This is a genomic window from Olivibacter sp. EAT-5, from assembly GCF_044784325.1.
Taxonomy (GTDB): domain Bacteria; phylum Bacteroidota; class Bacteroidia; order Sphingobacteriales; family Sphingobacteriaceae; genus Olivibacter; species Olivibacter oleidegradans.
The window spans coordinates 1,626,664-1,650,267 of sequence record NZ_CP173028.1 but is presented as its reverse complement, the minus strand read 5'-3'; the positions used below and the strand labels follow the sequence as shown (position 1 = coordinate 1,650,267).

19 protein-coding genes and 1 tRNA gene are annotated in these 23,604 nt (G+C 41.2%); 12 read left to right on the top strand and 8 right to left on the bottom strand.

Features of this window, described 5'->3' with window-relative positions; translation table 11 throughout:
* Positions 1–31: 31 nt before the first annotated feature.
* The 3 genes from ACH11B_RS06630 (at position 32) to ACH11B_RS06620 (ending at position 2,078) form a co-directional block, all read left to right on the top strand.
* Positions 32–550, top strand: coding sequence for a DinB family protein (locus ACH11B_RS06630; RefSeq protein WP_013664568.1), 519 nt, complete (start codon positions 32–34; stop codon positions 548–550).
* Positions 551–582: 32 nt separating this feature from the next.
* Positions 583–1,365 carry a helix-turn-helix domain-containing protein gene (locus tag ACH11B_RS06625; RefSeq protein WP_377613110.1) on the top strand — a complete coding sequence of 261 codons (783 nt, stop codon included), beginning with the start codon at positions 583–585 and terminating at the stop codon, positions 1,363–1,365.
* A gap of 86 nt (positions 1,366–1,451) precedes the next feature.
* Positions 1,452–2,078 (top strand): NAD(P)-dependent oxidoreductase, encoded by a 627-nt coding sequence (locus ACH11B_RS06620; RefSeq protein WP_130854655.1) that lies wholly within the window; start codon positions 1,452–1,454, stop codon positions 2,076–2,078.
* Here ACH11B_RS06620 and ACH11B_RS06615 read toward each other — a convergent pair.
* Both ACH11B_RS06615 and ACH11B_RS06610 read right to left on the bottom strand, forming a co-directional pair.
* Complete coding sequence (locus tag ACH11B_RS06615; protein WP_130854656.1) at positions 2,071–2,577, bottom strand: hypothetical protein; 507 nt, start codon at positions 2,575–2,577, stop codon at positions 2,071–2,073. The two genes, ACH11B_RS06620 and ACH11B_RS06615, sit on opposite strands and share 8 nt — an antisense overlap.
* Positions 2,578–2,586: 9 nt before the next feature.
* Positions 2,587–3,168 (bottom strand): hypothetical protein, encoded by a 582-nt coding sequence (locus ACH11B_RS06610; RefSeq protein WP_130854657.1) that lies wholly within the window; start codon positions 3,166–3,168, stop codon positions 2,587–2,589.
* A gap of 180 nt (positions 3,169–3,348) precedes the next feature.
* Here ACH11B_RS06610 and ACH11B_RS06605 point away from each other — a divergent pair.
* Positions 3,349–3,422: transfer RNA gene (locus ACH11B_RS06605), tRNA-Pro, on the top strand.
* A 228-nt stretch (positions 3,423–3,650) separates the two neighbouring features.
* Here the strand turns inward: ACH11B_RS06605 and ACH11B_RS06600 are convergent.
* The 4 genes from ACH11B_RS06600 to ACH11B_RS06585 all read right to left on the bottom strand — a co-directional run bounded on the left by ACH11B_RS06600 (position 3,651) and on the right by ACH11B_RS06585 (position 10,905).
* Entirely contained in the window at positions 3,651–5,159 is a 1,509-nt protein-coding gene (locus ACH11B_RS06600) for a choice-of-anchor I family protein (RefSeq protein WP_130854658.1), read from the bottom strand.
* 171 nt (positions 5,160–5,330) lie between these two features.
* On the bottom strand, positions 5,331–6,851 hold the full coding sequence (locus tag ACH11B_RS06595) for a RagB/SusD family nutrient uptake outer membrane protein (RefSeq protein ID WP_130854659.1): 1,521 nt from the start codon (positions 6,849–6,851) through the stop codon (positions 5,331–5,333).
* A gap of 10 nt (positions 6,852–6,861) precedes the next feature.
* On the bottom strand, positions 6,862–10,161 hold the full coding sequence (locus ACH11B_RS06590; RefSeq protein ID WP_377613108.1) for a SusC/RagA family TonB-linked outer membrane protein: 3,300 nt from the start codon (positions 10,159–10,161) through the stop codon (positions 6,862–6,864).
* Between the two features lie 171 nt (positions 10,162–10,332).
* The gene (locus tag ACH11B_RS06585) at positions 10,333–10,905 is read right to left on the bottom strand and encodes a 4'-phosphopantetheinyl transferase family protein (RefSeq protein WP_377613107.1); all 573 of its coding nucleotides are present in this window, start codon (positions 10,903–10,905) and stop codon (positions 10,333–10,335) included.
* 41 nt (positions 10,906–10,946) lie between these two features.
* Here ACH11B_RS06585 and ACH11B_RS06580 point away from each other — a divergent pair, with 41 nt between their 5' ends.
* A complete protein-coding gene (locus tag ACH11B_RS06580) occupies positions 10,947–12,245 on the top strand; it encodes a cytochrome P450 (RefSeq protein WP_377613106.1) in 1,299 nt (432 codons plus the stop codon).
* A 44-nt stretch (positions 12,246–12,289) separates the two neighbouring features.
* Positions 12,290–14,221, top strand: a complete 1,932-nt coding sequence (locus ACH11B_RS06575) for a non-ribosomal peptide synthetase (protein WP_377613105.1) — start codon at positions 12,290–12,292, stop codon at positions 14,219–14,221.
* A gap of 2 nt (positions 14,222–14,223) precedes the next feature.
* On the opposite strand, the gene ACH11B_RS06570 is transcribed toward ACH11B_RS06575, so the two are convergent.
* Together ACH11B_RS06570 and def are read right to left on the bottom strand one after the other, a co-directional pair.
* Positions 14,224–15,078, bottom strand: a complete 855-nt coding sequence (locus tag ACH11B_RS06570; protein ID WP_013664550.1) for a lysophospholipid acyltransferase family protein — start codon at positions 15,076–15,078, stop codon at positions 14,224–14,226.
* Positions 15,079–15,182: 104 nt separating this feature from the next.
* A complete protein-coding gene (gene def / locus ACH11B_RS06565) occupies positions 15,183–15,752 on the bottom strand; it encodes a peptide deformylase (protein ID WP_130854664.1) in 570 nt (189 codons plus the stop codon).
* A gap of 120 nt (positions 15,753–15,872) precedes the next feature.
* Between def and ACH11B_RS06560 the strand changes: the two genes are divergently transcribed.
* The 6 genes from ACH11B_RS06560 (at position 15,873) to rlmD (ending at position 23,577) form a co-directional block, all read left to right on the top strand.
* Complete coding sequence (locus ACH11B_RS06560; protein WP_377613104.1) at positions 15,873–16,703, top strand: helix-turn-helix domain-containing protein; 831 nt, start codon at positions 15,873–15,875, stop codon at positions 16,701–16,703.
* 179 nt (positions 16,704–16,882) lie between these two features.
* Complete coding sequence (locus ACH11B_RS06555; RefSeq protein ID WP_377613103.1) at positions 16,883–17,923, top strand: fatty acid desaturase family protein; 1,041 nt, start codon at positions 16,883–16,885, stop codon at positions 17,921–17,923.
* Positions 17,924–17,933: 10 nt separating this feature from the next.
* Positions 17,934–18,926, top strand: coding sequence for an SMP-30/gluconolactonase/LRE family protein (locus ACH11B_RS06550; RefSeq protein WP_013664546.1), 993 nt, complete (start codon positions 17,934–17,936; stop codon positions 18,924–18,926).
* A 38-nt stretch (positions 18,927–18,964) separates the two neighbouring features.
* On the top strand, positions 18,965–20,473 hold the full coding sequence (treF, locus tag ACH11B_RS06545; protein WP_256377671.1) for an alpha,alpha-trehalase TreF: 1,509 nt from the start codon (positions 18,965–18,967) through the stop codon (positions 20,471–20,473).
* A gap of 39 nt (positions 20,474–20,512) precedes the next feature.
* The gene (locus ACH11B_RS06540) at positions 20,513–21,859 is read left to right on the top strand and encodes a deoxyguanosinetriphosphate triphosphohydrolase (protein ID WP_377613102.1); all 1,347 of its coding nucleotides are present in this window, start codon (positions 20,513–20,515) and stop codon (positions 21,857–21,859) included.
* Between the two features lie 287 nt (positions 21,860–22,146).
* Positions 22,147–23,577: a 23S rRNA (uracil(1939)-C(5))-methyltransferase RlmD gene (rlmD, locus tag ACH11B_RS06535; RefSeq protein ID WP_377613101.1), complete on the top strand. Its 1,431-nt coding sequence runs from the start codon at positions 22,147–22,149 to the stop codon at positions 23,575–23,577.
* Positions 23,578–23,604 lie beyond the last annotated feature (27 nt).

The following is a 23,604-nucleotide window of genomic DNA, read 5'->3' as shown; positions in this document are numbered from 1 at the left end:
AAGTTTGTATTGGTCAGTATTGAAAATTATCATGAAAAGCAAACATCAGGAACTTGAGAATCTTTTTGAACAAGTTATGGCAGAAATGCTAGAGTTATTCGACTCAATGACGGAGCAACAGATGAATCGATGCTTGGTCATCGGAAAATGGACACCTGGTCAATTGGGGCTGCATTTGTACAAATCTTATGCTTCGATCTATACGATGAAAGGGACGACCATAGAAGCGAACAGACCAATTGATTTAAACCTACCACTGATAAAGAGTGTTCTTCTGAATTTCGAGAAGCAGTATCAAGCACCGCAGGAAGTGGTGCCGTCCGCTGATCGGATCGTAAAGAAAAAACTGATGCACGGTCTTCAACAGCGCGTCGAACAACATCGCGAAGTATGGCAGCAAGAAGATGTATCACGCTTATGCACAGATTTTGCTATCCCTCAATACGGCCCATTTACACGGTTGGAATGGTTGGGTTTTAATACGTATCATACCCTGCGACACCTGCAACAACTGACAGAGCAATTAGCCTCTTCCACGCGCAGCCTATGATTTAGCATTTCTTTTCTATATTCGCTTAGGTTATGGATCATCAAAAACTGCGAGCACCTGAATGTATATCCTTATTTGTAAACGATATCTGGATATATAAAGAAGATACCGTCAATGGGCAAGTCAACTTACCCTTCTTTGCCGATGGTTATCCAGGGCTCCTTTTTCAACAGACAAAAGAGGGCTTACTTATTAAGCCACATGGGAAATTGATGCCCCTATCTTTTTTGTATGGACAGACAATCCAACCGATTGAAATGCAGCTAACCGGGCCATACTTGCTTATTATATTTCGGCTTTATCCCTTTGTTTTCAAAAGTTTCTTTAATGTCGACCCGCAATCCATTAATGATGGCTGCTATGATTTAACGTCTTTTCGTGAAATAGATATGGCCTCGTTTAACGATAGATTGTTGGCTTATCGCACAGTGGACGAAAAGATAGAAGCCATTACGCAGCTTCTATCTTCATTGTTAGCACAAAAAAAGCAAAAGCTTGACTTAAAGATTAAACAAGCAATTGAGCGGATTATTCAAACGAACGGACAGGAAAGTATTCATGCAATTGCCTCTGCACTATATATCCATGGTAGGACCCTTGAAAGGCGCTTCATAAAAGAAACAGGCCTATCACCAAAGCAATTTGCCAAGATTATTCAATTTCAGGCGTCTTTTTCTCAACTTGCGCTCAAAGATTTTAAAAAGATGAATGAAATTGTTTATGAAAATGGCTTTGCCGATCAGTCGCACTTCATTCGCGTATTTAAGGCATTTACCGGCGAAACCCCACGAGTTTTCTCTCAACGGACGGACTAGCTTTTGTCGTTTTTTTTCTATTTCTCAGACTGAGATACGCAGAAATTCGTGATATCATTTTGTGTTAAATTTAAAAAGGAATTATCATGAATTTAATTGTATTCGGATCTACCGGAAGTATAGGTACACTTATCGTAAAGCAGGCCCTTCAAGAAGGCCATCGCGTAACAGCCTTTACCAGAAGCCCTGAAAAGTTACAAGCGCCGGCATCTCCACTATTGCACATTTTCAAGGGAGACCTAACAGATAAAACAGCGATACAAGAAGCGGTTAAAAACCAGGAAGCCGTGTTATGCGCAATAGGCGATGGAAATAAAGGGAGTATCCGAGCAATCGGTACCAAAAATATAATTGACGCCATGAAGCAGGAAGGGATAAAGCGATTAATCTGTGAAACGACTCTTGGCCTTGGGGATAGTGCCGGAAACCTCAATTTTTTTTGGAAATACGTTATGTTTGGTATGCTTCTTAAAAAGGCTTTCAAAGATCATCAATTACAAGAGCAGCATTTAGTAGGCAGCGATTTAGATTATACAATTGTACGGCCTTCGGCTTTTACCGCGGGCGAGCGAACAGATCGTTATAAGATCGGCTTTGATAGCAAAGCAAAAGGACTGTCCTTGAAAATTTCTCGGGCGGACGTAGCCGGTTTTATGCTAAAACAGGTGACAAGCAATGAGTATATCAGGAAAGCCGTGAGTATATCTAATTAGATATACTCACAACGGATTTGTTTTTTTGTCGAAGATTTTTATCGTTGTTGAGTTGGAAAGGATCTGTGCTCACAGGATGGCTAAACGATTCTACAGGTATAGTTAAAGAAGGATTCTGTTTTAGCTTCTGAGATTTGCTGATATTGATTTTTTTGTTGTGTCTAGGCGGAAAATATTGCTTATCGGAATCCTTACTATCGGAAAAAGGATGATTGTCCTCTTTTTCTGAAGCAAGGGGCAAGGCAATGGTACTAACCGTGCCGTTGGCGTTAATGACGGATGAACCTGCAATTACGGAATGTGAACCGTCTGCGTTAACGATGATAGAACCATGAACAGTTGATACCGAACCGTTGGAGCTGATAATTGTGGATCCATTTTGTATGGAAATGGTTCCGTCTTGATTAACGATAACACCTTGAGCAAAGGAACTGAGGGTAAGAAGGGTCAGTCCGCTTAGTAGTAACCATATTTTTATTGATGTAAAGCGCTGCTTCATAAAAATTCGCTAATTGAAGAGAACACGTACGTTCTCCTGTCCATTACCATTAATTGACTTTATTTTACCTGCACGATGTTCACCATCAAATCGATCGTAATAATCAATTTCAACCAAGCCGATCGATTTTAATTTTCCTTTTTTTTCATTTCCACTGAATTGATCGTAATAGGTGACAGGTTGATGGCCGATCGATTTTATTTTGCCCTGAAATATGCCGTCAAAGCGGCCATAATAGTCGATTTGTATATCACCTATTTGTTTTACTTTTCCCCTTTTGGCTTCGTCATCGAAATTGTCGTAATAATCTATATGAACATTTCCGATTGATTTCATTTTTCCTATCTTTTCTTTGTTATCAAATTGATCATAATAATCGAAAGATACGGTCTCCTCCTCCACATGATTCCAAGTATTGATAAGCTGGCCATTTCCGTTTAGATCAACCTGCAATTCGGGATAGAATACGCGAATGTAGGCAATGCCATTGCTTGGATTCAGACGAACAGCGAGTTGAGGTTTTGTTTGGGCGATCGTCAATCGAACAAAAGCAACGAAACAAATCAGTATAATATAGATGGGTTTTCTCATAGATAGCTTTTTTTATTAGAGGTTTTCGGGTTGTTAAGGTTTAAATATGCTTGCAAATTCTTAGCATATGTAAACTTGTTGAACTGGCTAGACCATGAGAGAACAGGCTTTGCTAGACACTGTTTTTTTTAGACTATTGACAGATTTAGATCATTTCTCTAAGTTTGTTCTGTGAGTATTCGGGATGTAGCGCAGGCCGGTAGCGCGCTTCGTTCGGGACGAAGAGGTCGCAGGTTCGAATCCTGTCATCCCGACGGCCAAAAGGTGCTTGCAGAGCAAAGTTCGAGGTTCATTTACTAGATTCAAGCTTATTTGAAAACACGGTAAATGGATCTTGGACTAAGTAGAGGGGACGAAAGCTTTTTGGATATTCTCCCTCTTAAGAATCACTGAGTTAAGTGAGATAATCTTATCCATGCTGCATGCGAGAAAAAGAATAAGGCCTTCGTTTTGATCGGAAGGCCTCCGAGTTGAAAATTATTCTATATAGTATTAGGCGTATATACTTTTAGCACGCCATCTTCTTCACTACTCACTATTAACAAACTTTTCTTCGTTGGGCTGTCGGCCGCGGAAATGAATAAAACACCTTCCGGTGCGTCACCGGTTTTAAAGATTTGTAAAAAAGTTGGCGCGCTCGGATTCGTTACATCATAAACAGCAATGGCGTCAGCCCTTTCCATACCGATGAAAGCAATATCCTTATTTCCCACCCTTCCAAGGGTGATACCTTCAGGTTCTACGCCTTTATCATCGCTGCGGTCGTCATCGTAATAGCCAGCAGCATTAGCTTTTACCTCCAATTCGTTTTTACTATCGTAGACCATTTCGCCGGTCGTGCCATTCCATACACTAAAAGAACGTGCACCCAAAGAATAAAGGGCTTCGTATAAGCCATCCTTGTTGCTATCTCCCAAGGTAGTAGTAACATTCAAACGACCAAGTTGCGCATCCTGTTTAAGCTCCTGCTCGTTTGGAAATACAGCAGGATCGAGACTCATATTTTTTATTCGTTTGAGTTCTTCTATTGCATCGTATTCCCGCGCGTCGCCTTCATTAACCGTAAATAAAAATGGAATGCTTCCCGTCTGCAACACAGCAATGGCGTCGGGCATGTAGATTCCTTTCACCGGACAGGGCTTAAACGCGACAGTACCATCTTCATTGGACGGGTCTATTGCGTTTGCTTCAACATTGTAATCTTTAAAACCTAAGGGGAATATATTCGTGGCCGTTTTAGTCGCCAAATCAATTTTGGCAATGGCATTGTTTTCTTGTAAGGTCACCCAAGCCGTTTTTGAGTCCGGTGAAATGGTGATGTATTCTGGTTCTATGTCTTGCGCAAAAGAAGCCCCGGGACCGAAAATGCGAAATCCTTTTTGTTGCAAAGCCGCTTGCTCCGATTCAAAACGGCTAAAATCTACATTGACAACCTGATAATTATCCTTCACACTAACAATAGACACCGAACCGACGGGATCAAGGCTATAATCGGAATTGGGTTCACCTTCGTTAGCTGTAAGAATATAATTGCCATCAGGGCTGAATGTCACCATATCAGGCAAAGGGCCGGTGCTTACGGTTTTTATTTCTGAATAATCGTTGGTATTATATACCGTTACCCTTCCGGGTTGTTGTTTGTCGGGCGATTCAATGGCCGCAGCCAACAAACCGTTCTTTACGGAAACACTATTTACCGCGCCGCTGTTAGTTGGAATAGAATGAATGATAGTCATCTTGGAAGGGTCAGCTATATCAATGACATCAATCTTATTTATTTCGCCATTGTTTACAACAAATAATCGTTGCATTGAAGGGTCATAGGCACTGATTTCTGCTGCGCCCGTATCGCCGATATCCAAAGTCCCGATTTCGGTAAATGAAGCAGGGTCTTCTTGCTGACCGGGCTCGTTTCCATTTGCATCGTCATCTTTCGAACAGGCATTTAGTATTACGATGAGAACAAAAGGCAGTAAATGTTTAAATTTCATAATTGTATCAAGGCTTTATTAAAACTAGGCAAGAGTAAAGAAGAAAGATGAACCTATTGTTAACATAGCGTTGCTAAATTGTTGCGACAAGTAAAACGGCTGATAAATGGAGAAGTCTCCTATGCTTCTTAGCGAAAACAAGGAGACTTCTTTTAAGATGGGTCAATGTGTTTAGTAACCAGGGTTTTGATACATTTTTTCCGGATCCAGTTGATATTCATCATAAGGAATTGGAAAATACCGGTCTTTGGTACCGATGTTATTCAAATTAGCCAAACCGTAATCACTTTGGTTTTTGGATTTAAAATAAGCAACTAGTTCTTCGGCAGTATAATTTCGGATCAAATCGAACCAGCGATGGTTTTCAAAAGCCAGTTCTACACGACGTTCGTGCAGAATGGCTTCTTTTAAGGTTGGATACTTTGTGGCATAAGCCGTATTTCGCATGGCCTCCTGATAGGAAGGCATGCCAGCGCGTGCTCTAACCTGATTCAATAAAACGATCGCTTCGCTATCTTTACCTAATTTCATTTTAGCCTCCGCCAGTAATAACATGATGTCGGCATAGCGGATCACGATCCAATCATTTCCACCCCAGCCTTGTGCACCAGCTGCCGGACTGGTATCTCTAAATTTAGTAATAAACCAATCGCTTACTTGCGGATCCGCAGCGAATTTCACAGAGAAGTCTTTTCTGAGGTCGCCTTGTTCGTAGTCATTCACTAAATCACGTTTAGCCATACCTCCCGATCCTGTAGATGGTTTTAAGGAGTTGATGGTCTCTCCTTTTGCTTGATTATTGCGTGCAATAGCAGAGGAATAATTTTGATCACCTTGTAGGTATTGAATCTGGAAGACCAACTCCTTACAGGTGTTTTTCTTATTTACATCAAATACATCGGTATAGGGAATCTCTTGTAATTCGCCAAAACTGCGCATGTTGTAGGCCGCCGAAAGATAAGCCTCTGCCTGTTGAAGATTTGCTTGCGGATTTTCGCTCAAGGTAGATCCCATAGTTAAGTAGACTTGGCCAAGCAGCGCATTGATAGCCGCTTTGGAAACCCTTCCAACGGCGTAATCCCATTGCTCATTGGGCAAGTTGCTGTCCAAAGCCTCGGTTAGGTCTTTTATAATCTGTCCATATACTATACGTTCCTCTTGTCGATAGGCAATTGCCGATACTTCATCCGTTGTTGTAGGAGGAACTGTTGTTAAAGGAATAGCACCCCATTTCCGCACCATATGGAAATATAGAAGTGCGCGGATAAATTTAGCTTCGGCCATATAGCGTTTTTTGGTGTCTTCATTTGAAAAAGACACTCCATCAATATGAGCCAGTAAGGTGTTGCATCGGGCAATTCCATCATACATGTTTACCCAATGCGTTTTTAGATAAGAATTGCTCGGGAGCAAGGAAAAATCATTGAACTGAAAAGGTTCGCCCGAGTTGGACTGATTATCGTTAGTTCCGGTATTATCTGAACGTTGTTCACTATAGAGGCTGCTGGTTTCCCCAATGGTATTTCCACTGCGGAGCGCCTGGTATAAACCATTAACAGCCAATAATACATCGTTCTCTGTTTTAAAATAGTCATCTATTAATGTTGCATTCGGATCTTTTTGATCCAGAAAGTCTTTACTGCAAGAGCCTAATGTCATGATCGCAATAGGCAAGATATATTTCCACTTCATGGTGTGCTATTTAAAAAGTTACTTTTAATCCCAAGTTATAAGAGCGAACCAACGGATATAGGCCATAATCTACTCCAGGTGTTAGGTTGGTGGCATTTTTACCGTTATTATAATCAGGCTCCGGATTATAACCTTTGTAATCCGTAATCGTAAATGGATTATCTACACTGGCAAAGAATCGAGCACCGGATATTTTTAAAGAAGAAATCCATCTCTCCGGGAAGGTAAAGCCAACCATGATATTGGTCATTCTCAAGTACGATCCGTCTTGCAGATAGAAATCAGATAAACGCGTGCTATTACTCTGGGTGCCTGCTCTGGATGCTCGGTATACCTTTCCGTTGCCGGGACTTGCTGCTGAACGCCAGCGTTGATCAACATCGGCATATTGATTACCGGATCCCTCCATATTATAGAGGTAATAATCATAGCCATCAAGAATTTTATTTCCCTGAGAGCCATTAAAAGACGCCCTTAAGTCGAATTTTTTATAACGTGCACTAATAGCAAAACCATAAGTGAAGTCGGGATAAGGACTACCGATAATCTGTTTATCACTATCGTTGACGATACCATCACCGTTGATGTCTTCAAAGTAAAGATCGCCCGGATGCATCGGATTCGATTGAGCCGCAGAAGGAGCCACCTGTTGGTAATTTTCCTCGTTCGCTACACCGAGTACTTTGAACCCCCAGAACATACCAACGGGCTGACCCTCCTGGGTAACGTGGGTGATATAAGAACGTTCGGCACCGTTCACATAGATGGTAGAAGCTCCTCCTAAATCCAACACCTTATTCCGGTTTACGTTAATGTTTCCGCTGAACGAAAGATTAAAATCCTGTTTTTGAATGAGTGCGGCATCAACCTGAAAATCAAAACCCTTGTTCTGCACCTTACTGTCTTTCAAATTGGTTAAGATAGAAGAGGTTCCTGATACTGCCGAAATGGGTTGATTAAATAGCAGGTTATACGAGCGACTTAGGTAAACGTTTGCTAAGAAGTTCACTCGGCCATTCAGAATGCCCACATCCAAGCCGGCATTATATTGCGAAGTAGACTCCCAACTCAAGTTCGGGTCCTTTAAATCGTCGGGCCAATAAGCTGTTGCCACTTGACCGCCTATAATCGCCCCTCCCGGCGCATTATAAGCCGTTAAGGCTTCGTAGTCGCCAATGTTATTATTTCCACTCAAGCCCCAGCTTGCTCTAACTTTTACCGACGACCCCATACCTAACCAGTCATTATAAAAGTCTTCGTTCGAGAGTGTCCAACCTCCCGATACAGATGGAAAATAGCCCCATTTATTATTAGGACCAAAACGAGAAGAACCATCTGCACGGAAAGTTCCCTGTAAAAAGTATTTCGACTTATAATTGTAACTTACCCGGCTGAAATAGGATTGTAGTGTAGTACGTTGTTTATAAGCCTTTTCTAACCAAAAGTTTGTTGGTGCGGCTCCTTTATCCGTGATTTCACCAATGGCATCGCTTTGAAAACCATTAGCCCTTACCGAAGTGAAATCTACATCTGTTTGCTGTGCGGAATAACCGATCAACGCGTCGAGGTTATGATCGCCGAAAGATCTTTTATAATTTAAGGTCGCTTCTCCCAGTATATCCAGATCGCCTTGGTTATCTGCCTGTGCATAGGCCGCATTAATGGCCTGTGGCGAATACGGAGCATAGTTACCATCGCTTAGGCTGGTCGGTTTATAATAATCGTATTTTTCGTTATACGTTGTTATGCCACCATTTACTCTTAGCCGAAGGCCCTCGATAATGTCAAAATTAGCAAAGGCATTATACAAAGACCGGCGCTCCTTGCGATTATCTTTCACCATGGAAACATAAGCAAGTGGATTTTCAGGATTCTGAATACCATAATTTTGCGCAGAAAGTTCTGCCATCTGGTATTGAATGGGATTACCCTTTTCATCCCGCGCCGGAAGGTAAGGCAGGTAAAGCAGGGCTGCCATGGACGGACTTTGGTTGTAACGACCGGTACCAACTTCATTGTTATCATTATAAGTAAAGGCAATATTCGCTCCTACTTGTAATCTTTTGCTGATCTGTGCATCAATATTACTGCGAAAGTTGAAGAGCGTTTGGTCGGTACCAAGCATAATGCCATCTTGCTTTTGATAAGATCCGCTGACATAATAATGAACTTTTTCGCTACCTCCGTAAAACGATAAATTATGTCGTTGAAAAGGCGCATTGCGATAGAGTTCGTCCTGCCAATCGGTATCGTATTGAGGCGCTTTGGCCTTTCCTGTTGAAAAATCATATATATCGGCAGGAATCTGTACGGATCCTGCATTTCCAACTAGTTTCACCCGCGTAGCATTATCATCCAATAGCATATTGTCTGACCAGGTTTTACCCGAGTTGATTACCAAGTCTTTATAGGCGTTGTTACGTCCATCGATCAATAAGTCAATGAACTGAGAGGCATTTAGGAGGTCTACTTTCTTTGAAAGTTGACCAAAGCCGGCTTGCACATCGTAATCAACATGACTGGTGCCTTCTTTTCCTCTCTTAGTCGTAATCAAAATAACACCACCGGCTCCGCGGGATCCATAAATAGCGGCAGAGGCAGCATCTTTAAGTACGTCTATGGATTCAATGTCGTTGGGATTAATGTTGATATTGTTGCCGGCAGGATATCCATCAATGACATATAAAGGATCCGAGCTGGCATTGATAGACCCAATACCTCTTACTCTGATCCGAGTACTGTTATAGGGTGCTCCACTGGTTTGGGAAACCTGCACACCGGCCAATTTACCTACTAACGCTTGGCCAAGCTTTGGCGCTGTTAGGTTTAATTCGTCACTCTTCACGCTCGAAATCGCGCCCGTTACATCCGATTTCCTGACCCGTTGATAACCAATGGAAACAGTCACTTCTTCCAATTCATTGGCACTGGCATTCAAACTTACTATTAACGGAGTATTTCCTTCTTCTACAAGAACTTCTTTGGTTTCGTAGCCAATATAGGTAAAAACCAAAGTTGCCCCTACCGGTGCATTCAAAGAAAAATTACCGCTACCATCTGTTGTTGTACCGTTTGAAGATTTGTTTTTCTCTCTTATGCTTACCCCGGGAATAGGCACTTGCCGATCATCAGTAACGGTTCCTTTTACGGTTTGCTGCATTGCTGCAACCGGTTGCTTTTCTTTTAACGACCTCCCTGTCATTGCCATGGAAGGACTCGCAGCGAGACTGCAAAGTAGCATAATCCCTGCTTTAGTAGGCAAAGACCCTCGCTTCTTTAGTAGACTGCTAAATCGTTTTTGTAAATACATATCAAATTGCGTTGTACATTAAGTTAGGTGTAGTTTTTACACTTACGCAGGCAAAGTTGATGTTTAGGTGTTATATTGATGTTAGGTATATATTAAGTTAAGGCTGTTGCTTTTCTTTTTTAACATGGAAAGATTGCGGCCGCAAAAAAGAGGATATAATTACGGAAGCATTTACCGTATTAAGGAGCATTTGGCGGCGTAGTATTCAGGAAGCATCTCTATTTCCTGCAAGAGGAAGGCATAATCTGCAAAAGTTCCTTTATTCGCTGAGTCCCATATTATGTCTTGACAGTAATTCATATCACCCCAGCCAAACATTTTGAGGACTGCTTCCTGGTGCACCCAAGCCTTTATCCAATTTTCGACACCAGTGAAGAAAAGTAGTTTTTTATTAAGGTGTATTTCGGGGATGATAGGCGAACGGGCTTGGCGATGCTCAATATCAAGCCCCAAGGAATGATCACCTAAACCTACTAACACCATTCCGCAGGCATGTGCTATGGAAATATGTAAATTTCTATCCCTAAAATAGGGTTTCCCCTCAGCGGTATACATAATATCCTGAATTTGGCACTGACTGTCAATTTTACGTAATAAATCTGACAACAATTTGAGTCCTAGTAGCGACTCCAGTTTTCTGTCCGTATTTTTAGTTTTAAATATCAAATGATTTGACGGGAAAAATCGGCTATAGGGGAGTAATATTTCCCTGTCGTATTCATGAATATGTGCATATTTTTCCATAAGGCTTCGTAAAAATAAGCTTTTAAATTAAACGGTAGATCATGGACCTGCTAACAGATAAAAATATTCCTTTTGGTCCCAAAGAGGCATCGGAAGTCGAGGAAGGGCCTCAGGCCTTATCGAACATCTTGAATTTATTTCATCAATACGGCGATATATATAAGATTTACTCTGAAAGACGGAATAATTATACCTATGTAATTTCTGATCCTGAAATGGTGAAGCATGTTTTGATCACCAATAACAGAAATTACGAAAAAGGCGTCGGCATAGACCGAGTAAAGATCTTATTGGGCAATGGGATCATGGTAAGTGAAGGCAATTATTGGAAAAGACAGCGACGGATGATACAACCCGCATTTCACAAACGAGTGATAGCCAAACTGACTGATGATATTGCGCAAGCCAACGAAACGATGTTATCGAACTGGTTGACCGGCAACAAAGAGATAAACCTAACGGCAGAATTGAGTTCGGTAACTTTGCGCATCGTACTACAGGCATTGTTTTCAGTTGATTTTCAACAATTGGAAAAACGCGAAGGAGTAAATCCCTTTGCGCTGCTTACCGAAGTTCACGAACGTAATCTCGTATTTGCCATGAAATTTAGGGCTTTGGCGAAAACCATTCAAGAGATTATCAATCTTCGACGCAAGGAACATCGGGTTGAAGAGGATTTTCTTTCGATGATTATGGAAGCTAAAAATGACGAAGGACAAGGAATGTCTGATAGGGAAATTATAGATGAAATGATGACCTTAATTGTTGCCGGTCACGAGACGACAGCCAGTGCGTTGACCTGGGCTTGGTACTTATTACATAAGCATCCGGAGGTTTATGCGAGAGCGAAACAGGAAGCCTTGCAAGTGCGAAACGTCCATTTGGGATTTCATCATTTAGAGCAGCTACCCTATATTAGGCAGGTTATTGAAGAAACCATGCGACTTTATCCACCCGGGTGGCTTCTTACCAGACGCGCTATGCAGGACGATGTCATTGGTGGATATCATGTGCCTCCGAAAACCGATATATTCATATCTCCATATGTTATCCACCGACATCCTGGGTATTGGGAACAACCGGACCTATTTAATCCCGAACGCTTTGATGCTTCTTACCGAAGGGAAAGACATCGCTTTGAGTATTTTCCTTTTTCGGGGGGGCCACGTCAATGTATTGGCGATTTTTTTGCTCTGGTAGAGATGCAGTTGCACCTCGCCTTGATTCTTCGCACTACAGATATGGAGATTTTGGTGGATGAGCCAATAAGCATGGAAGCTCAAATAAATTTAAGACCTGATAAGCCCCTCTTTGCCCGATTGATAAACCCAAGGAACTAATGCCGGAGCTATTATCATTCCCTGTTGAAATAGAATTTTTTTAAATGAAGACACTTGTAGATACGATTATAAGTAATAAAGAACCAAATGCACGTATACACTTTATCCGAGGTGCAGAGGAAGAGTTTGCCCTGTCATATGAAACATTAAAGCAGCGGGCATTGGGCTTACGCGCCTTTTTGCACGGCCAGGGTGTGACCCAAGGCGATGAGATCATCTTATTGAGCCAACGGAATGAGGCATTCATAGAGGGTTTTTGGGCCGCCATATTGGGCGGTAATCCGGCCATTCCGCTTGCTTTCGGAATTTCCGATGAACATAAATGGAAACTCTTTCGGATATGGCAACAATTGCAGTCCCCGTGGTTACTCTTAGATGCAACACAAAAGGAACGATTGGAAAAATTTGTTGCTCTAAATGGTTTGAACGGCCTTTGGCAAAGTGTTCAGAAGAAAAGTATTGTGATTGAAGAAATACCGCCCTTAATTGTCGCTGACGACTTTATTGCTGTAGAAGAAACTGATACGGCAATTATTCAGTTTTCATCTGGCACAACCAGCTCGCCTAAGGGGATTGTTCTAAGCCACAAAAATATATTAACCAATATTCGTGGGATTATCAAGGGCATGGCGATGACGGAGGCGGATAGTACATTTAGTTGGATGCCGCTCACACACGATATGGGACTTATCGGTTTTCATCTAACCCCTTTCGTGCAGGGTGTAGATCAGTATTTAATGCCCACGGATTTATTTATCAGAAGACCGTGGCTGTGGTTTCAGAAAATCAGTCAAGTGCGTAGTACCGTTACTTGCTCTCCGAACTTTGGTTATCAACATTATTTGAGTGCTTTGGAGAGAAACCAATCACAAGATGCCTTAGCCCTCAATCACGTTCGTCTAATATTTAATGGTGCAGAGCCCATTGCGGTCCCTTTAGTGCAGCAATTTTTAAAAAAAATGCAGATTTATGGACTTAACGATACGGCGATGTTCACCGTTTACGGATTGGCTGAAGCGAGCTTGGCTGTCGCTTTTCCCGAACCGGGTAAACGTTTTCGTTATGTAACGCTTGATCGAGAGCGGCTGCAAATGAATACACAAGTGCAATATACAGAGAATGGCGTTTCATTTGCTGTCGAGGGAAAGCCTATTGCCGATTGTTTTGTTCGAATTGTAGGGCCCGATCAGTCAATTCTGTCGGCTAATCATATTGGTAAAATCGAGATAAAAGGCGAGAACGTAACGAAAGGTTATTTGAAGCAGGAAGAGCTCAATCGCGAAGTTTTCCACGAAGATTGGCTAGATACGGGAGATCTGGGCTTTCTTACGACCGATGGGGAGTTGGTCGTTACGGGAAGATGGAAGGACATTATCTTCGTAAATGGACAGAACTATTATCCTCATGACCTTGAGCAAATATTACAAAGCAAAGGCGTAACGGGAACAGGGAGAGTCGCTGTAACTAGTGTGAGGGGAGAGGGTGAGGAACGGGATAAAATATTGGTTTTTATACTATATAAGGGGAGGCTGCCGGATTTTGTTCCGATCATCAATGCTGTAAAGGGAGTGGTAAGTGAGCAACTTGGAATTGAAGTGCAGGAGGTCCTTCCGATAAACCAATTACCGAAAACGACGAGCGGAAAAATTCAACGATACCAATTAAGTAGTAGATATCAACAGGGGGATTTTAATCAGGTGATTCAAGAGCTTTTAGAATTGAGCGCTATGGATGACAAAGGCCAACAGGGAGTGAGCACAATAGAGAAAACCTTAAAAGGAATCTGTGACGGACTATTAGCCAATAAACGAATCGACTTAGATGAAAATATTTTCGAAATTGGTACCACTTCATTGGTGCTTGCACAGATTCACCAGCAGATCGAAGAGATTTACCCGGGAAAAGTGGAAGTGACCGACTTTTTTGATTATCCAACTATTCGGCAACTAGCAAGCTATATAAATGGGAAAAAATGACACTATTCGTAAGCGCCGCGCGCATACTTCCATCTTTTATGCGTCCATAGCCAATTATCGGGATGCTCTTTAAGGAGCTCCTCAACCTTCTCGATATAGGTTGGCATGATTTCCTTTTTGAGATAGTCATAAGGAGGTTCGGCTATTTTCTCTATGGAAACAGTGTACCGGCCTCTTCCAATTTTGCGTGTTCTCAGGAAGAAGACCGGAAGCTTGGTAAACTTGGGCAGCGATTCCGCTCCCGGGTAAAAAGCGGTTTCTTGCTGCAAAAAATGCGCCCAATACTTGTCTGTTACATGTTGAGGGGGGCGTTGATCTGCCACCATGGCAATAATCCGCTTCTTTTTGATTCGCTTGATAAGTGTCGGTAAGGCCTCGTCTTTCGGGATAGGTAAACCACCAAAGCGGCTTCGTATGGCAAGCAACAGCGATTCTACCCGCTTATTGTTAACAGGCATGTATATGGCATCGATGGGCGTTTCAAAGGCAAGGCAGCCGGATAAAAGTACCCACTCCCAATTGAATTGATGAGCTGTTAAGACGATAACCGATTTATCTTGATCAAGATATTCACGAATGCTTGCGGTGTTTCTAAAATCGACACGCTTTCTAAGTTGGGCCTCGGAAAGATTAGACGCTTTTAACGTTTCTACTAGCCAGTCAGCCATGTGTTTATAAAATTTCCTCGCAATCTTGCTTAGTTCTTTCCGTTCTTTATCCGGGAATGCTTTGGAAAGGTTGTCGAATACTACCTTGCGACGATATTTGACTATACTGAACGCGATAAAGGCTAAGCAATCAGATAAAAGATATAGTACCGAAAGTGGTAGTTTTCTAAGGATATTCAAAAGAAACATATGCGCTCAGAATTTAGAAGGAAGCTCCTTACACCCATAATTTTTGTTGAAATTAGGGTAAATACCAATACCTTCGGTAAGGGAATCGTCATAAAACACCGATGTTAATAACGCATGGGATAGCCGGGATTTATGCGACCATTTCGGATTTTGTTCAATTTTTTATTTATCATTAGTTTCTGCAATTCGCTTAGATAGTCAATCGGTAATTTTCCAAGTATATGGTCATATTCATGTTGTATGATTCGTGCCGTTCTGCCATAAAAATAATCGGTATGTAGTTGAAAGTTTTCATCCAAATAGGTCATTTTAATCCAAGAGAATCTTTTTACGGGGAAGCTAATGCCAGGTATACTCAGACAACCCTCCTCATCCAGTTCCATTTCGTCGGAATGGGCCATGATTTTCGGATTGATAAAAGCTTGCCGTATGCCTGGGTAGTCTTTTTGCGCCATATCCTCGGTATTAACGCTGGAAAAGCTAATTCGACTATCGACTACAAAAAGTTGTATGTTTTCATTGACTTGTGGAGCTGCCAAGCCTACACCCGCGGCATTATCCAGGGTTTGCCAGAGATTTTTTATGAAAGAGTTTAAATCCGGATATGATGGGGAAACAGTTAGACAGGCTTTTCTTAAGTTTGTAGCCCCATATGCTAAAATTGGTAATATCATCTTTTTCTTTACAAAATTACTTGGGTTGGCCGCATAGTGATAGTAAAAAATAGACAGTTCTCAGATCGTACACTATGGATAGTTTTAAAGGAAAACCAGTATCTTTGTAGCGATATGCCCGTGGAGTTACTTAGACATATAACTTACAGCAATCAAAGGGAGGCATTTAAAAAACTACTCCCATCTGCCGATTTAACTAAATTTATCGATTCCTATGTTATCTTCGAGTCGATAAATTTGGAGGATTGTGTAGCGCTAAGTGATGGCGTGCCCACGCTGGTATTTCTTTCCAATCCGGATATAAACGTAACGTTCACCAACAAAGAAAGTTCGATAAATATAGTTGGAGCATGGTGCTGCGGTCAAAACTTAAAACAGGTAAAAATCACTTGTGATAGGCAGATCGATCAACTATTAATCATCCGCTTTCAGGCTGATGCCTTACAGCAACTCGATGCAAAAACCAATAACAATCTTCGAGGAGCAAAAGCCTTCCCTTTAGATTCTTTATTCGGTAAACCGGCCAAAAACCTATTGGATCTCATGTATACAACGAGCGATATCCGGGCTAAAATTGGATTTTTTGAACAGTTTATTAGAAGGCATTTAACTATGAAGCATGGACAAAATGGTATTTTGAGAGAAGCCATGAAATATATCGGCATGCATCATGGTAATATTTCAATACAGGAAGTATCGAAGCGGGTGGGAACAAATTATAAATGGTTAGAGCGGAACTTTCTTCAATGTATTGGGATAAGTCCAAAGGAATATGCGCGGACACAGCGTATTTTACGAACCTGCAACTATTTTGAGGAAGGAGAGGATAAGCTCTTATCAATCGCACTTAAAAGTGGCTTTTATGATGAGAATCATTTGTTGAAAGATTTTAAGAATTTTTTTGGTGAGAGTCCGTCGTCTTATTGGAAGAGGAATAGAAAAGAAAGCTGAGTCTTGCTTATGTAAAAATAAAAATCGCTAGAAATTAGCTAGAACTAAATCGTCTCATTTTTGTAGTGAGATAGAATCAATGAACATTTTTGTCGAACCAAGCGATTACTTTGAGAAATATGGAAAAACTTATAAAACCTACATTTAAAAAAGCTTCAGCTGACGATTTTTTTAAAAAAATGCAGAAAGAAGTACATGAAAACATTCTTAAAAATCCACGTATACAAACAGGAAATATTATAAAGTCCTTTTTTCTATTATTTGGTTTTTTAGGAAGTTATGTAGGGATATTGGTTTTTGGCCATACCAAAGGAGGTCTTTTTTTCTTCTATATATTAGCGGGTATGTTTATGATTGTATTATTTGTAAATGCCTTTCACGATGCCGCTCATAATGCTGTCTTCAGAAACCCTAAATACAACAAATGGTTTACCAACGTGCTCGAACTTTTCGGCAGCAATAGCTTTATCTGGAAAAAGAGGCATCTGGTTTTACACCATCCTTATGCGAATATACAACACTGGGATATCGATATTAAACAGAGTGACTTAGCACGTATATTCCCATCCAGCCCGTTTTTTAACTATCATAAATATCAACATATTTATATGTTTTTATTATATCCCTTTTACACCCTTAATTGGCTTTTTATAAGAGATTTTAAAGATTTTTTCGGAACGAAGGACAATTACTTAAAACGGGTAGTTACCATCCCGAAAATTGAATATATCAAATTATTTGCCTGTAAGATTTTTAACCTGTTTTATTTGCTGTTTGTGCCGATGCTGGTTTTACAGCAACCATGGTATATGATTTTGTTGGCCTGGTTTGTGATGCACTTATCGGGAAGCGCATTAGGTGTTATAGCCTTGCTATCAACCCATGTTGATGAACACGCACACTTTCCGATGCCTCCCGAAGACGGGAAAATGCAAACAACGTGGGCGGAGCATCAGATGCGTGTAACAAAGGATTTTAGTGCCGATAGTATGTTGGCCAATTTCCTCTTTGGCGGCTTTACGCACCACGTAGCCCATCACCTATTTCCAGGGGTTGCGCACACCTATTATCCTTATATCACGCGGGTAATTCGTAGATATGCAGTTGAATATGGTTTGCCTTATCACTGTTACCCGTTCTGGAAGGCGATAGCATCGCATTTCCGGCTGTTACAAAAAAACGGAAGAGAAGAAAACTTATTTAGGACAGGGGAGTTATAGAAGAAACCACATGCTAAAATTTTTCACCATAATAGCGCTTACAGGATTGTTCTCTTGCGGCAACGATGTTAAAAATCGACCTACTAAGAAAATAGAAGCCAATATCGAAAGAATCCATACGGATCTGGACAAATTAATTAATGTCGGGGCTGATTTGGAGATCATTGCTGAAGGGTTCACATGGGTGGAAGGGCCTTTGTGGGTAGAAGAAGCGGCAATGCTTTTGTTTTCCGATATTCCACCCAATAAGGTTTTTAAATGGACGGAACAAGGGGGCTTAGCATTATATTTGGAACCTTCCGGATATACAAGTAACAGGGCAAGAGGAGGAGAAGTCGGATCAAATGGCTTGCTATTGGACCGGCGGGGAAATTTAGTTCTTTGCCAGCATGGTGATCGGCGGATAGCCCGTATGGACGCTTTATTAAGTCATCCCGAAGCTAAATATACCACGCTCGCCGCCAAATGGAAGGGGAAAAAATTGAACAGCCCGAATGATATTGTAGAGCGAAGTAACGGAGATTTATTCTTTACTGACCCGCCTTATGGATTGAATGATCAACATATTGAACAACAGGAGTTGGATTTCTGCGGGGTCTATAAACTAGATACGATGGGTCGCTTAAGCTTGTTGATCGACAGCATCCACAGGCCTAACGGAATCGCTTTTAGCCCCAATGAAAATAGGTTATATGTCGGTAATTCGGACAATCAAAAGCCGATGCTCTATGCTTTTGACATTACTCCCGATGATTCCCTGAAGTCGGCCGGGATTGTTTTCGATTTTAGCAAATTTGGTGGCGGGCCCGATGGCTTTAAAGTAGATAAAAATGGAAATATTTTCGCTAGCGGCCCTGGAGGAATTTGGATCTTCAACAGTTCGTATGAATTGATAGGAAAAATACATATAAAGCAACGTGTTTCCAATTGCTGCTTAGCGGACAATGATAAAACCCTGTACATTACAGCTAGTAATCAGGTATTGCGTTTGCGCATGCGTTAAGATAAAGTAATAGCAAGTCACATCGGAAGGAGCAAAAAATAACGGGCATGTCCATCACAGAACATTGTTTAACTCCAGATCAAATTTATGGCGATTTGTTTAAGGAAGTCCAGTTGCAACGGATATTCGCCGATAATAAAACATTCGTAGACGCTATTCCGAAAGAAACACCGGAAGTGATTTTACAACGCTTTCGAATTCAGAGGCAGATAAAAGACTTTTCATTAATCGATTTTGTAAAAGCAAATTTTGAACTCCCACAGCCTCACGACGTTCAGTATTACAGTGATGCGAATACCCCAATTGTTGAGCATATAGAAAAATTATGGTCGGTTCTGAGAAGAGAACCCGATAAAGTGATTCCCGGAAATTCATTGTTGCCACTTCCCTTTCCCTATATCGTTCCCGGTGGCCGTTTCAATGAGATCTACTACTGGGACTCCTATTTTACCATGCTAGGCTTACAAGAAAGTGGCGAGTATGAGATGATTGAAAATATGGTAAAGAATTTCGCTTTTATGATCGACCGCTATGGACACATTCCAAATGGCAATAGAAGTTACTTTTTAAGCCGATCCCAGCCACCCTATTTTTCACTTATGCTGGATTTATTGGCAGAAATAAAAGGCGGAGCAGTGTACCGGGATTACCTCGGAACTTTGTTAAAAGAATATGCTTATTGGATGGACAAAACCCAAAAGGCCAAACATGTAGTGGAAATGTCGGATGGGCAATTCTTAAATCGGTATTATGACCAGTTAAATATTGCCCGTCAAGAGTCGTACTATGAAGACGCTCATTTAACTGTTGTTGCGGAAAAGAAAGATTCCCGTTTATTTCGCGACATCCGCTCGGGTGCCGAAAGCGGTTGGGATTTCAGTTCGAGATGGATGGTAGATGGCAAAGACCTGCACACCATTGAGACAACGAGAATTATACCCATCGACTTGAACTGTCTTTTGTATCATCTGGAAAGGACGATTGAAAAGAGTTATAAACTTTTGGGCGATAAAGGTAAGGCAATCAAATATAAACGGATTGCTAAATATAGAAAGCAAGCTATTCATCAGTATTGCTATAATAAACGCGACGGTTGGTATTATGATTATAATATTCGGACTGATTCCTTGTCAAAAGAAACTACAATTGCAGGTTTTACGCCCTTCTTTATTGGTATTGCACCGCAAAAAGGAATAAAGAAAGCGGTCGAGATGATTCGTAAAAATTTTCTAAAGAGTGGCGGAATTATCACGTCGCTCAAAATCTCAGGCCAACAGTGGGATGCACCCAACGGTTGGGCGCCCTTGCAATGGATGGTAGTAAAAGGTTTGCAAAATTATCGTCAATTTGATTTGGCTTCAAATGTCGCCAAACGATGGATCGCATTAAATACCAAAGTTTACCAACAAACAGGAAAGATGATGGAGAAATATAACGTGATTGATGCCCATGTAGAGGCTGGAGGTGGAGAATATCCTGCTCAGGATGGTTTTGGTTGGAGTAATGGGGTGCTGCTTAAATTTATAAAGATGTACGGAGAGTTTTGATTAAACAATTAAGCCTTATCTTTGTGGCAAACTTGAAGAATGGACTGGAAACAACTACTTTCTGCAAAACGCTGGGGATACGAACATCGGGAAATAAAAAATCAAGATATCGCGAGATCGGAATTCCAACGAGATTATGATCGATTGATCTTTTCTTCGCCCTTTAGGCGTCTTCAGAACAAAACACAAGTGTTTCCTTTACCAGGAAGTGTTTTTGTCCATAACCGGCTGACACATAGTTTAGAAGTCGCCAGTGTTGGACGATCACTGGGCAGAATTTTCTATACCAAAAAGAAAGAAGTGTTTTCAGCGCTGGATGAACAGTACCCTTATTTACAAGAAATAGGAAATATCGTTTCCAGCGCCTGCTTAGCACATGATATGGGAAATCCTGCCTTTGGGCATTCGGGAGAAGCGGCTATTTCTCATTATTTTTTAAGTGGAGATGGCTTGAAGTATAAAGAGCAAGTAACAGCTGCTGAATGGCAAGACCTCACTCACTTTGAGGGAAACGCAAATGCATTGCGCATTTTAACGCATCAATTTAACGGGAAAGAAGCCGGCGGCTTTGCATTAACCTATAGTACTTTAGCGGCAATTGTAAAGTATCCATGTGCAGCGATTGATGGAAACGTTAAAGGAAGAGGCCTCCATCGAAAAAAATATGGATATTTTCAACCTGAAAAAGAATCGTTTATTAAAATAGCCAAAGAACTTGGTATGGAACAAGATGAATCCTGCCAAGAAGTGTATAAACGTCATCCTTTGGTTTATCTGGTAGAGGCTGCTGACGATATTTGCTATAATATCATTGATGTTGAGGACGCTCATCGGTTAGGCATACTCTCTGCTGTCGAAGTGGAAGAATTGTTGATTCCGTTAACAAATGACGGAAATATAAAAAAGCGGCTGACAGATATAAATGATGTTGATAGTCGCGTGAGCTTGTTAAGAGCAAAAGCTATTAGCACCTTGATCCAGGAATGTTCTCATGTCTTTTTTGCAAAAGAGCACGAAGTTTTGTCCGGTAATTTTGAATCCTCTTTGATCGACAATATTTCGAGTCACTTGAAAGAGGTTATGAAAACCATTGAACGAATTTCAATTGATAAAATTTATAACGCACCGGCGGTTGTGCAAATTGAGGTTGCAGGTTATAAGGTAATGAGCGGTTTACTGGAAGAGTTTGTACCCGCTTATCTCAACCACGCCTCATCTTACGACAAGAAAGTGGCCGCGCTGATTCCTAACCAATATAAACGGGAAGAAAGATCTACCTACGGAAAAATACGATCGGTATTAGATTTTGTTTCCAGTATGACAGATTTATACGCAGTAGAACTATTTCGAAAAATAAAAGGGATTTCTTTTCCGTCGCTCGATTAAACATCACCCGCGGTTTTACCCGTGTGCTAAGCGCAGAACCGTTTTGGTTTTTGGTATAAAAAACATACATTTATATCAAAATTCATTTCTATGCGCCGTGAGCTCCTTCATTTTTCGATGATGATAGAAAGTCGCTTCGATAAAAGCGCGGTAAAAAAGAAGGGATTCTTCTTCCTCTTCAAGCGTTTTTTCTTCTGTCGTTAATAAAAACGATGAAGTATCTTTAAGAGACACGCTTCATATTTCCGTTCGCGAATAACGAGCATTTTACCTAATTTTGCATCCTCATGAAAAAAAAGATTCCACAGGACAAAAAGCTGCTCGAGAATATTGAAGTTATCGACATAGCGGAAGAAGGAAAGGGCGTTGGGAAGACCGATGACTTAGTAATTTTTATAGAAAAAGCGATTCCCGGAGATGTAGTTGATGTTGAGCTTATCCGTAAAAAGAAAAATTTTGCAGAGGCGAAGATCACAAAGGTCAAACAGGCTTCAAAACATAGACTCGACGCTTTCTGTGCGCATTTCGGAGTGTGCGGTGGTTGCAAGTGGCAACATATGGACTATAGGGCACAACTAGTGTATAAACAAAAGAGTGTCGATAATGCTTTAAGCCGAATAGGCAAGATAGACACCTCCTCTATGGAAGAAATTTTGCCCTCGGCTCATACGGTATACTACAGAAACAAACTGGAGTATACTTTTTCAAATAAGCGCTGGTTAACGACGGAAGATATCGCAAGCGGAAAGGAACACGAGATGAGTGCTTTAGGTTTTCATGTTCCGCTACGATTCGACAAAATTCTGGGAATAGAACATTGCTATTTGCAGAAAGATCCGTCTAACGCCATTAGAAATGAACTTAAACAGTTAACAATCGAAAAGGGGATTAGCTATTATGATCTTCGAAATCATGAGGGGGCGCTCCGGAATCTGATGATTCGTACTTCAACTACGGGCGACTTAATGGTTGTGGTGGTTTTTGCTTACCCGACGCAAGAACAAATTGTGCAAGTAATGGAATTTTTGAAGGAACGGTTTCCGGAGATTAGCTCCTTGCAGTATATCATTAATCAGAAAAAAAACGATACGATTTTCGACCAGGAGATTATTACCTACGCAGGAAAAGACCATATTTTTGAAGAAATGTCCTTACCGAACCGTTCCGTGCGATTACGGTTTAAAATCGGAGCTAAATCTTTTTACCAGACAAATTCAGAACAGGCATATGAGCTTTATCGTATAACCAAAGAGTTTGCGAACTTAAAGGGCCATGAATTGGTATACGATTTATACACAGGTGCCGGAACCATCGCCAATTTCGTTGCATTGGATGTTAAACAGGTAATCGGAATAGAATATGTACCATCGGCTATTGAAGATGCAAAATTGAATTCATCGATCAACGGCATTGAGAATACCTTGTTTTTCGCGGGGGATATGAAAGACGTGCTGACTCGCGAATTTACGGCAACCCATGGAAAACCGGACTTGATCATTACCGATCCGCCGCGGGCAGGGATGCATCCGGATGTGATAGCTAGACTGCTAGAACTGGAGGCTCCGAGAATTGTATATGTTAGCTGTAACGCGGCGACGCAGGCAAGAGATTTAGCTTTGTTAAATGAGAAATACCTGGTAAAACGAATTAAACCGGTTGACATGTTTCCTCATACGCAGCATGTGGAAAATGTAGTTTTATTGGAGTTGAAGAAGTAATATGCTTTAAGTTCTACGTTTTAAGAC

Excerpts from the sequence above, each read along its gene's own strand:
- ACH11B_RS06610 (WP_130854657.1), bottom strand. The coding sequence starts at position 3,168 with ATGAGAAAACCCATCTATATTATACTGATTTGTTTCGTTGCTTTTGTT.
- ACH11B_RS06595 (WP_130854659.1), bottom strand. The coding sequence starts at position 6,851 with ATGAAGTGGAAATATATCTTGCCTATTGCGATCATGACATTAGGCTCT.
- ACH11B_RS06615 (WP_130854656.1), bottom strand. The coding sequence starts at position 2,577 with ATGAAGCAGCGCTTTACATCAATAAAAATATGGTTACTACTAAGCGGA.
- ACH11B_RS06620 (WP_130854655.1), top strand. The coding sequence starts at position 1,452 with ATGAATTTAATTGTATTCGGATCTACCGGAAGTATAGGTACACTTATC.
- def (WP_130854664.1), bottom strand. The coding sequence starts at position 15,752 with ATGATATTACCAATTTTAGCATATGGGGCTACAAACTTAAGAAAAGCC.
- ACH11B_RS06580 (WP_377613106.1), top strand. The coding sequence starts at position 10,947 with ATGGACCTGCTAACAGATAAAAATATTCCTTTTGGTCCCAAAGAGGCA.
- ACH11B_RS06570 (WP_013664550.1), bottom strand. The coding sequence starts at position 15,078 with ATGTTTCTTTTGAATATCCTTAGAAAACTACCACTTTCGGTACTATAT.
- ACH11B_RS06550 (WP_013664546.1), top strand. The coding sequence starts at position 17,934 with ATGCTAAAATTTTTCACCATAATAGCGCTTACAGGATTGTTCTCTTGC.
- ACH11B_RS06590 (WP_377613108.1), bottom strand. The coding sequence starts at position 10,161 with ATGTATTTACAAAAACGATTTAGCAGTCTACTAAAGAAGCGAGGGTCT.
- ACH11B_RS06600 (WP_130854658.1), bottom strand. The coding sequence starts at position 5,159 with ATGAAATTTAAACATTTACTGCCTTTTGTTCTCATCGTAATACTAAAT.
- ACH11B_RS06575 (WP_377613105.1), top strand. The coding sequence starts at position 12,290 with ATGAAGACACTTGTAGATACGATTATAAGTAATAAAGAACCAAATGCA.
- ACH11B_RS06555 (WP_377613103.1), top strand. The coding sequence starts at position 16,883 with ATGCAGAAAGAAGTACATGAAAACATTCTTAAAAATCCACGTATACAA.
- ACH11B_RS06585 (WP_377613107.1), bottom strand. The coding sequence starts at position 10,905 with ATGGAAAAATATGCACATATTCATGAATACGACAGGGAAATATTACTC.
- rlmD (WP_377613101.1), top strand. The coding sequence starts at position 22,147 with ATGAAAAAAAAGATTCCACAGGACAAAAAGCTGCTCGAGAATATTGAA.
- ACH11B_RS06540 (WP_377613102.1), top strand. The coding sequence starts at position 20,513 with ATGGACTGGAAACAACTACTTTCTGCAAAACGCTGGGGATACGAACAT.
- ACH11B_RS06625 (WP_377613110.1), top strand. The coding sequence starts at position 583 with ATGGATCATCAAAAACTGCGAGCACCTGAATGTATATCCTTATTTGTA.
- ACH11B_RS06630 (WP_013664568.1), top strand. The coding sequence starts at position 32 with ATGAAAAGCAAACATCAGGAACTTGAGAATCTTTTTGAACAAGTTATG.